Genomic DNA, 16,087 nt, shown 5'->3' on the forward strand with positions numbered 1-16,087 from the left:
CGAGTAGCGTGATGCCTGATTTTGAATTGCCTGAGAGCATGACGCTGCGGCCGACGCGACGGCCGGTGGTGGGTTCGGCCGAGTTCCGGAGCGCCATGGCGTCGATGGCGGCGAGTGTCTCGGTGGTGACGGCGCGGCGGGGCGAGGAGCGGGTTGGGCGCACGGTGACGGCGGTGATGTCGCTTTCGGCGACGCCGCCGGCTATTCTGATTTCGATCGACATCATGAGCCGGCTGGCGGATTTGATCGCCAAGACCGGTGGGTTTTCGCTGTCGATGCTGGCAGCGGGACAGGACGAGATTGCCAATGCCTTTGCCGGCAAGGTGGCGCAGGCGGAGCGGTTTACGCTTGGGACATGGCACCAATGGCCATCGGGACATCCGCAGCTCGACGGGGCGATGACGGTGCTCGATTGCGAAGTGATCGGCTCGATCGCGACGGGGACGCATGTGCTGTTTGCGGGCGCGATCGTCGATGTCGAGACGCATGAGGACCGGCAGCCGCTGCTCTGGCAGCGGCACGATTATCATGCGTTGACGGAATTGGACTGAAGCGGTCCAAAGTGCCACACTGACAGCGTTTTCCCGATTCAGGTTGAACCGCGCTGGAGGCGAGATGTTTTCCTCCAGTGCCGGCGCTGAGGAGGCGGTCTTGCCACGTTACTTTTTCCACTATCGCACCGATGAGGAACTGATCCGCGACGAAGCGGGCAGCGAACTCGCCGATCTCGACGCCGCGGAAACGCAGGCGGCGGAAATGGGTAAGGCGATCATCGAGCGACTGGCGGGGCAAGGGGGCGAAACCAAGCTGCCACGGACCATCGAAATCACCGATGCGGGCGGCGAGGAGCTGCTTTATGTAGTGTTTTGGGAAGGGCCGAAGATTGGCAGCGAGGGCACCCCGGTGACGCCGGCGAGCGTGCACTGATTTTTGCAATGGATTCCCGCTTTCGCGGGAATGACGCCGTAAATGGCGAAAGTTCTAATTACAAGAAGAGCGGGCCGCCGTGGGCGGTGACGACGAAGCCGAGGATGAGGGCGGCGGCGAGAGCGGCGTAGGAGACGTAGAGCTGGACGTTGGTCATGGCGGCCTCACGAGCTATGGCCCAAAGACTACCAGACTAATCGAGATTAACAAGCTGTAAACCGTATGCCGGAAGGCCTGCGGTGGAAACGCTTTGCCTCGTTGTGACGGTTTGATGAAAAGAGTCTACCGTCACGCTCCTGTCCGATGCGTGACGCAGGAAGGCAGACAGACTCACTTTGGCTGATAGAGTGGGCGCGAATAACGGTAGGAGCGGCGTATGTCGGACGAGCGGATCTGGAGCTTTATCGAGGCTGCAAGGGCACTGGCACAGGGCGATGCGAGCCTTGACCGGTTCCTGGTGGCGGCGATCAAGGCGACCGATCCCGACGACCTGGCGCGGCAAACGCCGGACACTTTCCTGGCCGGATTGAAGCGGAGCCATGCGGCGGCGATTTTCGGTCCGCTGCAGGAAACGCGCATCCAGATGACGCCACCGACGGCGCCGGGCGAACTGCTCGCGATCGATGTGATCTCGCCCGATATGCCGTTTATCGTCGATTCCACGCTTGCCGCCTTGCGGGCGATGGGCGGGACGATCCGGCTTTTTGCCCACCCCGTCGTGCATGTGAACCAGGCGCAGGTGGTCGAGATCGGGGGTGCGGCGATCAGCGTGCTGCATATCTTGAGTGAACCGGTGGCGGATCTTGCGGCGCTCAAGGAGGAAATCCGGGCGACGCTGACCGATGTATCGCGAGCGGTCGTCGATTGGCGAGCTATGCTCGACCGGGTGCGGCAGGCAATGACCGGGCTCAATGGCGTCAAGCCGGCGCTGCGCGATGAGCCCGCGCGGTTTCTCGAATGGCTGGCCGAGCATAACTTTACGTTTTTGGGCGTGCAGGAATACCGGCTCGAGGGCGCGGAACTGGTGCCCATGGCCGGGACCGGGCTGGGGCTCTGGCGCGATGAGAGCCTGAAAGTTCTGCGCAATGGGCAGGTTTATGTGGATTCAACGCCCGAACTCGTGGCGTTTTTGCAGACCGCCGAACCGCTGCTGGTGACCAAGGCCAATGTGCGCTCGCGCGTGCATCGGCGGCAGCACATGGACTATGTGGGGGTCAAGATTTACGGCGCCGACGGCGCGGTGCGCGGGGAATTGCGCATTGTCGGGCTCTTTACGGCGCAGGCGCTGGCGACGCCGCATACCGAGGTGCCGATCATCCGGCGCAAGATTGCCGAGGTGATGCGCAAGAGCGGGCTCGATCCGCTGGGCCATGCCGGCCGGGCGCTGCTCAGCGCGCTCGATTCTTATCCGCGCGACGAAATGTTTCAGATCGATATCGCGCAGCTGGCGGAATTCGCCGAGGCGATTGCGGGGCTTTATGACCGACCGCGCGTGCGCGTCTTGCCGCGTATAGACCGCTTCGACAATTTCGTCTCGATATTGGTTTTCGTGCCGCGCGATCGCTATGACGGGGACGTGCGGGCGCGGATTACGCGCTATCTTGCCGAAGTCTATGACGGGCGCGTTTCGGCCTATTATCCACATTTTCCCGAGGGCGAGCTTGTTCGGCTGCATGTGATCATCGGACGGCTGAGCGGGCCGACGCCGAAGCCGACGCGCACGGTGCTCGAAGCGCGGGTCGAGGCGCTGACGCAGGATTTTTCTGACCTCTTGCAGGCGCAGGCAACAGAGCCGGCCGAGATCAGCGACTATCGCTCGGCCTTTTCGCAGGCCTATCAGTCGCGCAATACGGCCGAGGATGCGCTGGCCGATATCGCCGCCTTGCGGGCACTGGCCGAGGGGCAGATTGGCTTGAAGCTCAGGACGCGCGAAGGCGCGGAAGGGGCGCTGGGCCTCAAATTCTATTCCAAGGGCGGGGCGATTGCGCTGAGCGATCGCGTGCCCATGCTCGAGCACTTTGGGTTCAAGGTGATCGACGAGCGGACCTATACCGTGGTGCCGCGTGATGGGGTCGAACGCTTCATCCACGACATGGTTTTGGCGCCGGCTTCGGGCGGCGAACTCAATGTCGCCTTGCGGGGCAAGGCGATCGAGGAGGGACTGCTTGCGGTCTGGGCGGGGCTGGCGGAAAGCGACCAGATCAATGCGCTCGTGACGCAGGCGGGTCTCGACTGGACCGAGGCGGCGCTGTTGCGCGCGCTGTCGCGCTATCTGCGGCAGATCGGGATCTCCTATTCGCAGCGCTATATCGCGCAGGTGCTGGTGACACAGGCGGAGGCGGCCAAGGCGCTAGTGACGCTCTTTGCGGCGCTGCACGATCCGAAGCTCGAAAGCCGCGGCATGGCAGAGGCGGCGGCGCGCGACACAATCGCGGCGCAGCTCGAGGCGACAAGTTCGCTGGACGAGGACACGATCATCCGGCGGTTTTTGAACCTGATGGATGCTTCGCTGCGGACCAATGCGTTCCAGCGCGACGAGGCTGGCGCAAGGCGGCCGGCACTGGCGATCAAGTTCGATTCCGCCGCCGTCGCCGGCATGGTGGCGCCGCGGCCTTATCGCGAGATTTCGGTCTATTCGCCGCGTGTCGAGGGCGTGCATCTGCGCTTTGGCGCCATTGCGCGTGGGGGCATTCGCTGGTCGGACCGGCCGGAGGATTTCCGCACCGAAGTGCTGGGGCTGGTCAAGGCGCAGCAGGTCAAGAATGCAGTGATCGTGCCCGTCGGCGCCAAGGGCGGGTTCGTGCCCAAGCGGCTCGTGACCGGCATGGCGCGCGAGGCTTTCATGGCCGAGGGGACCGAGAGCTACAAGATTTTCGTCGGCGCGCTGCTCGATGTCACCGACAACCTGATCGAAGGCGCTGTCGTGCCGCCAGCCCAAACGATGCGGCGGGATGGGGACGATCCCTATCTCGTCGTCGCGGCCGACAAGGGCACGGCGAGTTTTTCCGATACGGCCAATGCCATCGCCTTGGGGCGCGGCTTCTGGCTCGGCGATGCCTTCGCCTCGGGCGGGTCTGTCGGGTACGACCACAAGAAGATGGGCATTACCGCGCGGGGCGGCTGGGAGGCGGTGAAGCGGCACTTCCGCGAGATGAACCGCGATATCCAGCGCGAGGCGTTCAGCGTCGTTGGCGTTGGCGATATGAGCGGGGACGTCTTTGGCAATGGCATGTTGCTATCGCCGGAAATCCGGCTCAGGGCGGCGTTCGACCACCGCGATATCTTCATTGATCCAAAGCCGGATGCGGCGAAAAGTTTTGCCGAAAGGCAGCGGCTGTTCACCCTGCCCCGGTCGAGCTGGCAGGATTATGACAAGAGCCTGATTTCCGCTGGAGGCGGGGTTTTCTCGCGCAGCCTCAAGGTGATTGCGCTGACCGAGGAGGTGCAGGCGCTGCTTGGGCTGAAAAAAGCGACGGCGACGCCGGCCGAGGTGATGCGCGCGATTTTGACAGCGCAGGTGGACCTGCTCTGGTTTGGCGGGATCGGCACCTATATCCGTGCGGCGGAAGAAGACGATGCTGCGGTGGGCGATCGCGCCAATGACGCGATCCGCGTAACGGCGGGCGAAGTGCGCGCCAAGGTGATCGGCGAAGGGGCTAATCTCGGCGTCACGCAACGTGGGCGCATTGCTTTCGCGCTTAATGGCGGGCGGATCAATACCGATGCCATCGACAATTCGGCTGGCGTGAATTCGTCTGACCTTGAGGTCAATATCAAGATTGCGCTGGCGCCGGTTGTCGCTTCTGGCGCGCTGGCTGAAGAGGCGCGGAATGCATTTCTGGCGACCATGACCGATGAGGTGGCGGCGCTCTGTTTGCGGAACAATTATCTGCAGACCCTGGCGCTGTCGCTGGCTGAGCGCGCAGGGACGGCCGAACTGCCGGATCATCGCGGGCTGATCGAGACGCTGGAGGAACGTGGTCGGCTGGATCGGGCGGTGGAATACCTGCCCAGCGATGCGGTGCTCGATGCGCGGGCAGCGCAGGGCAAGGCGCTGACGCGGCCGGAACTGGCGGTGATCCTTGCCTATGCCAAGCTGTCGCTGTTTGACGACCTGATGGCCGGTACGGCGGTCGATGCGCCTTATCTTGCCAATGAATTGTTCCGCTACTTCCCGCAGACGCTGCACGAGGCCTATCCCGAGGCCGTCGAGGGGCACCGGTTGAAGCGCGAGGTGATCGCAACAGTGCTGGCCAATGCGATGATCAATCGCGGCGGGCCGGCTTATGTGTCGGAGCTGACGGCGGGGACGAGCGCGAGTGCTGGGGATGTGGCGCTGGCCTATGCGGCGGTGCGCGATATCTATGGGCTGACGGAGCTCAATTCCGCAGTGGATGCGCTCGACACCGTGGTGCCGGGCAGCGTGCAACTGGCGCTTTATGCGCAGGTCGAGGCGTTGCTGCGGCGCGAAACGCTGTGGTTCCTGCGCAATGGCAATGTGGCAGGGAGCGATGTGGCCGATCTCGTGCGGCGGCATCAGGCCGGGGTCGAAACGCTGCGGAGCGAGGTCGACACGCTGCTGCCGGCCAAGGAGCGCGAGGCGCTTTCGGCGCGGGTCAATGGGCTGATCAGCCATGGGGTCGCCGAGGACCTGGCGCGGCGGATCGGGCAGATGCCGGTGCTCAGTTTTGCAAGCGACGTGGTGCTGGTCGCCGAGCGCGCCGGGGTCGAACATGACGAGGCGGCACGGGCCTTCTTCGGGGTGGCGGGGCTATTCGATTTCTTCCGTATCGTCGAGGAAGGACGCGCGATTGCGCTCAGCGATCGGTTCGACCGCATGGCCCTTGATCGGGCACTAGCGAACCTGATGCGCGCGGTGCGGGATTTGACAGCGGACGTGTTGGCGGCGGGGGATATCGATGCGTGGCGGGCCAAGCACGATGCGGGGATCGCGCGAACAGTGAAGGCGGTGACGGAGCTGACGGGCGGCGCGGCGACGGTGTCGCGGCTGAGCGTGGCGGCGGGGCTGCTGGGGGATTTGGCGCGGGAGGGGTAAGGGCCCCTCACCCGACGCTTCGCGTCGACCTCTCCCCCAAAGGGAGAGGTGGTGGCTCCCTGCCTCATAAGCCCAAAGTCGGTCTTGTTCGTTTGGTCCTAATGACCAGATTGATGGCCAAACATGGAGTTGCCTATGACCACGCTTGCCCAATGGCTTGAGACTGAGACGGATGATGCGGCGCTGGCTTCGGTGGTTTTGAGCATGGCGGCGGCGAGTGCGGAACTTTCGGGGGTTTTGCGGGAGGCGCCGATTGCCGGGCAGACGGGGCTGGCGGGGCATACCAATGTGCAGGGCGAAGCGCAGAAGGCGCTCGATGTCATTTCTAATGACATTGTGCTCAAGCATTTGACGGGCAATGCGGCGGTGGCTGTGTTGATTTCGGAGGAACTGGATGAGGCCGTGCATCTGGCGGATGGCGGCGCTTATCTCGTGGCGACCGATCCGCTCGATGGGTCGTCCAATCTCGATGTGAATGTCACTGTGGGCACGATTTTTTCGGTGCTGCCGAGTGCGGGTGGGTTGTTGCAGCAGGGCAGAGCCCAGGCGGCGGCGGGGTATGTGGCGTATGGGCCGGCGACGAGCTTGGTCATCCGGATCAAGGGCGACGTCTCGGTGTTTACGCTCAGTGCCACGGGCGAATGGCTACAGACGGTGGTGGCCGCGAAGGTCCCTGAGGCTTCGGGCGAGTTCGCGATCAATACGGCGCGCGAGCGGTTTTGGGATGCGGCGACGACAGGCTACGTGAAGGAAAGCGTGGCGGGCGAAACGGGACCGGCCGGCAAGCGCTATAATATGCGCTGGGTGGGGTCGATGGTGGCTGATATCCATCGCATCCTGATGCGCGGCGGGATTTTTCTTTATCCGCTCGATAGCGAGACCGTAAGCAAGGGCGGGCGCTTGCGGCTGCTCTATGAGGCGAACCCGATGGCTTGGCTGGTCGAAGGGGCTGGTGGGCTTTCGACGACGGGGACGCAAGGGATTTTGGATATTGTGCCGACGGGGATTCATCAGCGGGTGCCGGTGATCTTGGGGTCGGCGGAGGAAGTGAGGCGGGTTGAGGGGTGGTATGCTAAGGGGTGATGGCCCTCCCGCTGCGGAAGATGCCATTCGAGCGTAGCTCTCATGGCCTTCTCTCCTCAAATCATGCCAGTGGCATGATTTGCCCTGCAGGACGGCTCGAAGCCCCTCACCCTGACTTTTCGCTGAACGCGAAAAGTCTGTCCCTCTCCCGCAAGGGGCGAGGGAGGGACGGTGGTTGGGGTGAGCAGAAAGAAGACCGCACACTGAAAAATTGCAACGTTGCGATGATGTCGGTAGAAGCGTGGCAAACGTCCGGCAGTGATGGCCGGAGGGGAGATATGATGAGCGAGCCGACCCTTTCCCTGCCCCGCACCAATGCCAGCCCCTGGCAAAAGCGGCCTTTTCACCGTCAGTACCTGATGCGGCAGGCCAATGACCTGTTCGACTTTTTTGAAGCGGCGTCGATCAATCCCAAGGGTGGGTTTTTCGAGCTCGACGATGAAGGCTTTCCGATTGGCGAAGAGAATGGCTTGCGGCAAATCCATGTGACGACGCGCATGATCCATTGCGCCGTTGTCGGAAGCCTGATCGGGCGGCCGGGGTCCGACGAAATCATCGACCACGGGATGACTTATCTCTGGGAAAAGCACCGCGATGCGGAGCGCGGGGGCTATTTCTGGTCGCTTGACGACAATGGTGTGAAAGACGGCGTCAAGCAGGCCTATGGACATGCCTTCGTGTTGCTGGCCGGGTCGAGCGCCAAGCTGGTTGGGCATCCGCTGGCCGACAAGGTGATTGCCGACGTGACCGAGGTGATCGAGCGGCGCTTCTGGGACGACAAGGCCGGGGCTGTGCGCGAGGAGTTTAGCGCGGACTGGGTCGAAGTGCCGGGCTATCGCGGGCAGAATTCGAACATGCACCTGACCGAAGCGCTGATGGCGGCATATGAGGCGACGGGCAACAAGGATTATCTCAGGAAGGCCGAGCGGATCGCGCAGCGCGTTATCCGCGACAATGCGGTGCCGCTCGGGCATCGCGTGGCCGAGCATTTCGACGAGAACTGGGGCGTCGACAAGAACTATAAGCACGAGAACGAGATGTTCCGCCCGTCTGGCACCACGCCGGGGCATTGGCTCGAATGGTCGCGGCTGCTTTATCAGCTCTGGGTGCTGGGGCAGAAGCAGCATAGCTGGATGACCGATGCGGCACGCAATCTGTTCACGAGGTCGATCGACCTTGGCTGGGATAAGGTGCATGGCGGGTTTTTCTACACGCTCGACTGGGACGACAAGCCGGCGATCCGCGAAAAGCTGTGGTGGCCGGTGGCTGAAGCCATTGGCGCGGCGGCTTACATTTCTGCGCATGACAATGAGGACTATTTCCAGATCTGGTATCGCAAGCTCTGGGACTATGCCGAGAACCATGTGATCGACCATGCGCGCGGCGGGTGGCTGAGCGAATTGTCGGAGGACCTGACGCCAGCCTCGAACCTCTTTGTCGGCAAGCCCGACATTTATCACGCGCTGCAGGCCTGCCTTATTCCGCTTTATCCGGCGACGGGTAGCTTAACCCACGGCATTATCGAGCAGGATCAAACGACGCGCGGCGGCCACTAAGGCTGCCTGGCGATGGACCACCCGGCCAAGCCGGGTGGTGACGGGCGTTGGGAGTTCGAACGGTCTAGGTCGTTTCAGAGCCACTAAGCCTGTTGGGTCACGAGAGTTTGGGGCGTCGGGGTCAACCCTGGCGCCCTTTTTTGCGTTCTGGCTTTCGAACAGGAGAGAACCATGAACGATCTGAGCAACAAGGCGGCGCTGGTGACGGGAGCCGGTTCGGGACTGGGCAAGGCAACGGCGCTGCGCTTGGCCAAGGCGGGCGCGAAGGTGGCTGTCTTGAGCCGGACCAAGGAAGAAATCGATAAGGTTGCGGCAGAAATCGAGGCGGCGGGCGGCACGGCAATCAGCATTCCGGGCGATACTTCGAGCGATGGCGACATGAAGAAGGCCATCGAGACCGTCGTCGAAAAGTTTGGCAGCCTCGACATCGTGGTGGCCAATGCCGGGATCAATGGCGTGTGGGCGCCGATCGAGGATATTACGCCCGATGAGTGGGACAAGACGATAACGGTCAATCTGCGCGGGACCTATCTGACGATCCATCATGCAGTCCCGAAGCTCGAAGCGGCGGGTGGCGGGGCGATCGTGATCATTTCGTCGATCAACGGGACGCGAACGTTCACGACGCCGGGCGCTTCTGCCTATTCGGCGACGAAGGCCGCGCAGGTGGCAATGGCGCAGCAATTGGCGCTGGAACTGGGACCGCGGAAAATCCGGGTGAATGCCATCTGTCCAGGGGCGATCGAAAGCGAGATCGACGACAATACCGAGCAGCGTGGGACGGAAAAGACGGAGATTCCAGTAAAATTTCCGAAGGGGGATATTCCGATTACCGATGGCAAGCCGGGCAAGGCCGAGGATGTGGCCGAGGCAGTGTTGTTTTTGGTTTCGGATGCGTCGCGGCACATTACGGGGTCGCCGCTTTGGATCGATGGCGGGCAGAGTTTGCTGCGGTAGGGGTTTAAGGCCCCCTCACCCGCCGCTGCGCGTCGACCTCTCCCCCAGAGGGAGAGGTGGTGGCTCCCGGTCTTGGGATACAGGGACCAGATTGTCAGGGCGGCGGGAGAGGCGTAGAGAACGGCGGATTTCCCTGCGCAAGTGTCACTTATGTCCGATCCCCTGCCCGCTTCGTCTCAGAGCCTGACCGATCTTGCCGTTACGGCTTCGATTGCGGCGGCAGAGGTTATTCTCGAGGTTTATGCGCGGCCGATCCATGCCGTCAAAAAATCCGACGGGTCGCCGGTGACGGAGGCGGATGCGGCGGCCGAGAAGATCATCATTGCGCATTTGGCCGGCACTGGGGTGCCGGTGCTCGGGGAAGAAAGCGTCGCGGCAGGGATTATTCCCGAACTGGGCGACCGGTATTTCGTCGTCGATCCGCTCGATGGGACCAAGGAATTCATCAAGCGGAACGGGGAATTCACCGTCAATATTGCCTTGGTCGAAGACGGCAAGCCGACAATGGGCGTGGTGCTGGCGCCGGTGACGGGCGAAATTTTCGTCGGTGACGCGGATGGCGCCTGGGCCGGGAAGATCGTCGATGGCGTCGTGACGGGGCGCGCGCCGATCAGCATCGGCTTTATGCCGCGTTTGCGGATCGTCGCCAGCCGCTCGCATGGTCATGCAGCACTGGAGCAGCTCTGCGAGAGTTTCGACGTTGAGAGCGATGTGTCCGTGGGATCGTCGCTAAAATTCTGCTTGCTGGCGCGTGGCGATGCGCAGCTTTACCCACGCTTTACCCCAACTTGCGAATGGGATACCGCAGCTGGTCAGGCGGTACTGGAAGCGGCCGGGGGCGCCGTGGTAACACTTGATGGCGCGCCCATGCGCTATGGCAAGCACGCACTGGGATTTCTCAATCCATATTTCGTTGCTGCAGCGAGCCTAGAGCTTGCTCAGCGGGCAGCGGATAAAATGCGAACGCTGCTTGCGTAATACTGCGGCAATGTCCCGTCCCTATAGACTTTGTCAGGGGAACATTGGGGGACATGCAACACACGCTTAACTGATCTGCGCGATGCCTCTCCTCGTAAATCTTGCCGTGAGGGGGTTGGACAATATATAGCCCGAGCATATATCGAACCGGAATAGGCCGGAGGATGGGTGCTTGATGAACGTGCGGACGCTTTGCCTGTCGGTTCTCTATGAGGGCGAAGCCACCGGCTACGATATCCGCCGCATGGCCTCGGAAGGCGAGTTCGCCTATTTCGTCGAGGCCAGTTTTGGGTCGATCTATCCGGCACTGGCCAAGCTCGAAGAGGATGGCCTCGTGACGAGCCAGATCGTGCCGCAAGACGGCAAGCCGGCGCGCAAGGTCTACTCCATCACCGACACCGGGCGGGAGGCTTTTGCCGAAGACCTGTCCGGCCCGATCGGGGAAGACGTTTTTCGCAGTCCGTTTCTCCTACTGGCACGGTTTGTCAGCATCTTGCCGCAGAACTTGGTGGCGCAACGCGCCGAAGAACATCTGGAGCGAATTGCAAAGGACCGCCAGCGGCTCGAACAGGGCGAAGCTGACGGAAACTGCAGCCCGGCTGATTGCTGGGTCATCAATTACGGTCGAGCAGTATTGGATGTTGCGGAACGCTATTTGCGCACCCATATGCACGAACTGATCACTTTATCGCGAGCCGAGCAACGCAAGGACGCGGCGGAATAAAAGGGGCGACTATTCTATGCGTGCATTGTTTTCCTACGGGCTCGCGCTGCTGATTCTTCTGGGTGCAGGCGCGTGGCTTTCGACCGGAACGCTCGTGATGGGCGGCAACGGACCGGGCAATGGCGAAAAGCCAATCGTCTCGGTGATCGAAGGCAAGGAACATGGTCCAGTGGCGACGGCGCTCGGCAATGCCGGGCTGCTGGCCGAACACCATGAGCCGGAAGTCGACCCTGCCCTGACCATTGCCCAGCGCAATGAAGAGACAACCGGCGCCAATGCCCAGATGCCGGATGTTCGGGTCCAAACCTTTACCGCCCAGCCCATGCCGATCGAAGTGCCGCTGCGCGGCCGTACTATCGCCAAATCCAGCATTACTGCCGTTGCCGAAACCGCAGGCACAGTTGATACGGTGCATGTGACCAAGGGCCAGCGCGTCAATGTGGGCGATGCGCTCTGCACGCTCGACCAGGGCACGCGCGCCGCCGCAGTTGCCCAGGCCCAGGCCGGCGTCGATCAGGCCAATGCAGCGCTCGCCCAGGCGCAGCTGAACTTCGACACCAATGCCGACCTTCGCCAGCGTGGCCTTGCTGCTGCAAACACCGCCAACGCCGCTGATGTGGCGCTTGCCCAGGCGAAGGCCGGCGTGAGCCAGGCCGCGGCGGGTCTCGACAATGCCCAGGCCGAACTCGACCGCACGGAAATTACGGCCAAGGTCGCCGGCCTCGTGCAGGACCCGGTTGCGACGGCTGGTGCGATGCTCAATGCCGGTGGTGCTTGCGCCACGATCGTGCAGCTCGATCCGATGGTCTTTGCCGGCATGGTTCCGGAAAAGCATATCGGCCTCGCCAAAGTCGGGCTTGAGGCGACGATCACGACCGTGACCGGCCAGAGTGTCGAGGGCAAGGTGACCTATATCGCCTCGCAGGCCGACAATGCGACGCGCTCTTTCCCGGTCGAAATCGAAATCCCGAACGCCGACTTTGCCATCAAGGACGGCGTGACGGCGGAAGCCAAGGTCAATCTCGGCGCTGCGCCCGGACACCTGCTGCCGCAGTCGGTCCTGACGCTCGACGACGAAGGTACGCTTGGCGTGCGCACTGTGGAGAACGGCGTCGTCGCCTTCCATCCCGTGACGATCGTGAGCGACACACGCCAGGGCGTGTGGGTGACAGGCCTGCCCGTAACGGCCGATGTGATTACCGTGGGCCAGGAAAGTGTGACTGCCGGACAGGCCGTGAAGGCCAGCCCGGCGGCGACTACGCCGACTGAACCCGTAGCCAGCTAAGGACGAGTTTCATGCTCGACTTCATCGAAAAGATTTTGAGGATGCCCAGAGTCGTCCTCACCGTCATGGCGATCGTCCTGACGGCTGGTACGGCGGCCTATCTTTCCATGCCCAAGGAAAGCTTCCCGGCCATCGACGTGCCCTATCTCTACGTCTCGATCAGCCAGACCGGCGTTTCACCGCGCGACGCAGAAAACCTTCTGGCAAAGCCTGCCGAAGAGGAACTGGCCAATCTGCCGGGCCTCCAGAACATCTCGTCGACCTCGACCACCGGCCATGCCTCGGTGATCCTCGAATTCGACATCAACACCAATAAGGACCAGGCGCTGCAGGATACGCGCGCCAAGATGGACGCGATCAAGGCCAAGCTCCCCGCCGACGCCGACGATCCGACCGTGAGCGAGGTCGATTTCATCGGCCCTGTCATGTCAGTGGCCATCTATGGCACGGCGCCTGAAAAGGAACTCAACCGTCGCGCCGAGCAATTGCAGGATGCGCTCGAAGCGCTGGGCGACGTCCGCGAAGTCAAGCTTTCGGGCGCGCGCAAGGAACAGCTCGAAGTCCGCATCGACCTGCTCCGGCTCGAGGCCTATGGCCTGACGGCCAACCAGCTCTTCGACGCGCTTTCGCGCAACAACATGGTCGTGCCTGGCGGTACGCTCAACACCGGACAGGGCTCATTCAATATCGAAGTGCCCGGCCTCATCAGCAATGCCGAGGACGTCTACAATCTGCCGATCAAGACGGACGGCAACACCGTCGTCACCTTCGGCGATGTGGCGACAATTACGCGCACGCTGGCCGACGCTACGGAATATACGCAGGTGAACGGCTCGCCGGCGCAGATTCTGGGCGTGTCGAAGAAAGCCGGCACCAACATTATCGACGTCTCGAACCAGATCCGCGCGACGACGGCTGAATTGGCGAAGAGCTGGGGTAACGGGGTTGGCTACAGCTTCTTCCTCGATCAGGCGGAGACAACCACCAACCTCTTCCGCTCGCTCGAAGCCGCTGTTTTGACCGCTGTGGCGCTGGTGCTGATCACCTGTATCGCAACGCTTGGCCTGCGCCCTGCGCTGATGATCGGGCTTTCGATCCCGCTCTCGTTCATGATGGCCTTCCTCGTCGCCGAAATGCTGGGCATGACCATCAATATGATGGTGATGTTCGGGCTCGTGATCGCGGTTGGTGTGCTCGTCGACGACCCTGTCGTGGTGGTCGAATATGCCGAGCGAAAACTGATGGAGGGCGTTCCGAAGAAGGAAGCCTTCATCATGGCCATGCGCAAGATGTTCGTGCCCGTGGTTGGCGCGACGGCGACGACTCTTGGCGCTTTCATTCCGCTCCTCTTCTGGCCTGGGATCATCGGCAAGTTCATGAGCTATCTGCCGATGATCGTGATCATCGTCATGATCGCCTCGTTCATTTCGGCGCTGATCTTCATGCCAGTTATCGGCTCCGTCATCGCTTCGACCCATGTCGATCCGGTTGCAAAGGCCAAGGCCGATATCGTCATGTATCCCGACAAGTTCGACACCAAGAAGGTGTCGGGCCTGACCGGGCTCTATGTGCGGTTGATGGACAAGCTGATTTCCTGGCCGGTGCCGACACTGGCTGTCGGGTTCGGCATCATCGTCGCGATCTTCGTTACGTACGCCACGCATCCGACGGGCTCCGAAGCCTTCCCGGCTTCCGAGCCGGAATATGCGACGGTGGCCGTGGTCGGACAGGGCAATTACTCGCCCGAAGAAGTGCGCGACATGCTGATCGAGGTCGAGGACCAGCTTTTGCAGGTCAATGGCATCCAGGATGTGATCATGCAATTTGGCACGACCGGCGCCGCCGGCACCATGCCGCCTGACACGATCGGCAATTTCCAGCTCCAGCTCACCAACTGGAACCAGCGCATCAAGGCGGAACAGATTTTCGCCGATATCCGCAACCGCGTTGCCGGCATTGCCGGGCTCGATGTTCAGGTTCTGGCGGTCGAGAACGGACCTCCGGCCGGCAAGGATATCAACCTGCGGGTGGAGAGCACCAATTACGACGACCTCGTGCCGGTGGTGACTGCGATCCGCAATCACCTCTCCACTTGGCCTGAAGTGGTTGATGCCGAAGACGGCCGCCCCTCCCCCGGCATCGATTGGCAGATCACTGTCGATCGGGCAGAGGCCGGCAAATATGGTCTCGGCGTGCGTGAACTCGTGCCCTATGTGCAGCTCATCACCAATGGCGTGAAGCTCGGCACCTATCGCGACGAGGAAGGCGACGAGCTCGATATTCGCGTTCGCCTGCCCAAGGACGAACGCACGTTTGATGCGCTCGATTCCATGCGCATCGCAACCGCGGGCGGCATGATCCCGGTCTCGAACTTCATCGACCGCAAGGCTGTGCCCAAGGTCGCCAATATCGAGCGCCGCAACCAGGTCTATGTGATGAACGTGGCGGCTGGGCTGGTGAACCTGCCCGAAGGCGTCTATGCCGCCGATAAGGTTGCGGAACTGCAGAAGTGGATTGGCGAGCAGAATTTCCCAGAAAGCGTCAACGTCGCTTTTGGTGGTGCCGAAGAGCAGATGGGTGATGCCAATGCCTTTATCGTTACGGCGATGGGCATGGCTATGGCGCTGATCTTCTTCATCCTGCTGCTCGAATATAACAGCTTCTTCCAGGTAATGGTGACGCTCTCGACGGTGGTGATGTCGGTCGCAGGCGTGCTTCTGGGCATGCTGGCAACGGGGATGACCTTCTCGGCCATCATGACCGGTCTCGGCATCGTGGCGCTGGCGGGCATTGTGGTGAAGAACGGCATCGTGCTGATCGATACATACAATGACTACAACCGCCACCAGCATGTCGAGCCGGTGAAGGCCATGTTGTTGACGGTCGCGCAGCGTGTGCGTCCGGTGTTGCTGACTGCGTTCCTCACGGCGCTAGGCGTTATCCCGATGTGGGCGAACGTCGAGTTCGACTTCATCCGCCGCGAAATCGTGGTGGGTGGTCTGGCGGGTTCGTGGTTCATCCACCTCTCGGCAGCGCTCGTGTCTGGTCTCTTCTTCTCGACGCTCCTAACGCTGATCATGGTTCCGGTGATGATCACTGCGCCAAGCGTTCTCTGGCGCCAGATCAAGGGCACGGGCGAATGGATCCGCAGCATGCGCCGCCGGCCGGCCACGGCTACTCCGGCAGGCTTTGACGGCATGGCCGTCGAAGAAACCGCCGATGGCACCCAGCGCTTTGTCGTCAGCAAAGATGCCGGGCTGGACGATCGCCGGGATGCGGCGGAATAGAGGTTTGGAATTGAAACGAATGAAAAAGGCCCGCAGCGCTGCGGGCCTTTTTTTATTGGCTTAGCACCATGAACTCGTTGAGCCGCCAATCCTCGCCGTCGAAGTGAATGTCGCGGGTGGTTGGGGCTTGGGGTGTGAGGACTTTGGGCCAGAAGAATTGGGCGGCGGTGTTGGCGTGAGGAACGGCGATGTGCCACTGGCCGGGGTGGGCGGCGATGGCTCGGGTGACGGCGG

At 62.0% G+C, this 16,087-nt stretch carries 10 protein-coding genes; all 10 read left to right on the plus strand.

Annotation, left to right across the window (positions count from 1 at the left end; genetic code table 11):
- Positions 1 to 11: 11 nt before the first annotated feature.
- A complete protein-coding gene (locus DevBK_RS09100; RefSeq protein WP_317185192.1) occupies positions 12 to 551 on the plus strand; it encodes a flavin reductase family protein in 540 nt (179 codons plus the stop codon).
- Positions 552 to 615: 64 nt separating this feature from the next.
- Positions 616 to 927, plus strand: a complete 312-nt coding sequence (locus DevBK_RS09105) for a DUF6894 family protein (RefSeq protein ID WP_317185193.1) — start codon at positions 616 to 618, stop codon at positions 925 to 927.
- A gap of 376 nt (positions 928 to 1,303) precedes the next feature.
- The gene (locus DevBK_RS09110) at positions 1,304 to 5,983 is read left to right on the plus strand and encodes an NAD-glutamate dehydrogenase (RefSeq protein ID WP_317185194.1); all 4,680 of its coding nucleotides are present in this window, start codon (positions 1,304 to 1,306) and stop codon (positions 5,981 to 5,983) included.
- A gap of 135 nt (positions 5,984 to 6,118) precedes the next feature.
- Positions 6,119 to 7,066 carry a class 1 fructose-bisphosphatase gene (locus DevBK_RS09115; protein ID WP_317185195.1) on the plus strand — a complete coding sequence of 316 codons (948 nt, stop codon included), beginning with the start codon at positions 6,119 to 6,121 and terminating at the stop codon, positions 7,064 to 7,066.
- Between the two features lie 281 nt (positions 7,067 to 7,347).
- Positions 7,348 to 8,622 carry an AGE family epimerase/isomerase gene (locus DevBK_RS09120; protein WP_317185196.1) on the plus strand — a complete coding sequence of 425 codons (1,275 nt, stop codon included), beginning with the start codon at positions 7,348 to 7,350 and terminating at the stop codon, positions 8,620 to 8,622.
- A 171-nt stretch (positions 8,623 to 8,793) separates the two neighbouring features.
- Complete coding sequence (locus tag DevBK_RS09125; RefSeq protein ID WP_317185197.1) at positions 8,794 to 9,579, plus strand: SDR family NAD(P)-dependent oxidoreductase; 786 nt, start codon at positions 8,794 to 8,796, stop codon at positions 9,577 to 9,579.
- Positions 9,580 to 9,729: 150 nt separating this feature from the next.
- Positions 9,730 to 10,557, plus strand: coding sequence for a 3'(2'),5'-bisphosphate nucleotidase CysQ (gene cysQ, locus DevBK_RS09130; RefSeq protein WP_061908035.1), 828 nt, complete (start codon positions 9,730 to 9,732; stop codon positions 10,555 to 10,557).
- Between the two features lie 175 nt (positions 10,558 to 10,732).
- Positions 10,733 to 11,281 carry a PadR family transcriptional regulator gene (locus DevBK_RS09135; protein ID WP_317185198.1) on the plus strand — a complete coding sequence of 183 codons (549 nt, stop codon included), beginning with the start codon at positions 10,733 to 10,735 and terminating at the stop codon, positions 11,279 to 11,281.
- A gap of 16 nt (positions 11,282 to 11,297) precedes the next feature.
- A complete protein-coding gene (locus DevBK_RS09140) occupies positions 11,298 to 12,566 on the plus strand; it encodes an efflux RND transporter periplasmic adaptor subunit (RefSeq protein ID WP_317185199.1) in 1,269 nt (422 codons plus the stop codon).
- Between the two features lie 11 nt (positions 12,567 to 12,577).
- Positions 12,578 to 15,853, plus strand: coding sequence for an efflux RND transporter permease subunit (locus DevBK_RS09145; RefSeq protein WP_317185200.1), 3,276 nt, complete (start codon positions 12,578 to 12,580; stop codon positions 15,851 to 15,853).
- Positions 15,854 to 16,087: the final 234 nt, after the last annotated feature.

This window comes from Devosia sp. BK (assembly GCF_032907385.1).
In the GTDB taxonomy this organism is placed as follows: domain Bacteria; phylum Pseudomonadota; class Alphaproteobacteria; order Rhizobiales; family Devosiaceae; genus Devosia.

Bases quoted from the DNA above. Each gene is read 5' to 3' on its own strand.
- DevBK_RS09100 (WP_317185192.1), top strand. From the start codon at position 12: ATGCCTGATTTTGAATTGCCTGAGAGCATGACGCTGCGGCCGACGCGA.
- DevBK_RS09105 (WP_317185193.1), top strand. From the start codon at position 616: ATGTTTTCCTCCAGTGCCGGCGCTGAGGAGGCGGTCTTGCCACGTTAC.
- DevBK_RS09110 (WP_317185194.1), top strand. From the start codon at position 1,304: ATGTCGGACGAGCGGATCTGGAGCTTTATCGAGGCTGCAAGGGCACTG.
- DevBK_RS09115 (WP_317185195.1), top strand. From the start codon at position 6,119: ATGACCACGCTTGCCCAATGGCTTGAGACTGAGACGGATGATGCGGCG.
- DevBK_RS09120 (WP_317185196.1), top strand. From the start codon at position 7,348: ATGAGCGAGCCGACCCTTTCCCTGCCCCGCACCAATGCCAGCCCCTGG.
- DevBK_RS09125 (WP_317185197.1), top strand. From the start codon at position 8,794: ATGAACGATCTGAGCAACAAGGCGGCGCTGGTGACGGGAGCCGGTTCG.
- cysQ (WP_061908035.1), top strand. From the start codon at position 9,730: ATGTCCGATCCCCTGCCCGCTTCGTCTCAGAGCCTGACCGATCTTGCC.
- DevBK_RS09135 (WP_317185198.1), top strand. From the start codon at position 10,733: ATGAACGTGCGGACGCTTTGCCTGTCGGTTCTCTATGAGGGCGAAGCC.
- DevBK_RS09140 (WP_317185199.1), top strand. From the start codon at position 11,298: ATGCGTGCATTGTTTTCCTACGGGCTCGCGCTGCTGATTCTTCTGGGT.
- DevBK_RS09145 (WP_317185200.1), top strand. From the start codon at position 12,578: ATGCTCGACTTCATCGAAAAGATTTTGAGGATGCCCAGAGTCGTCCTC.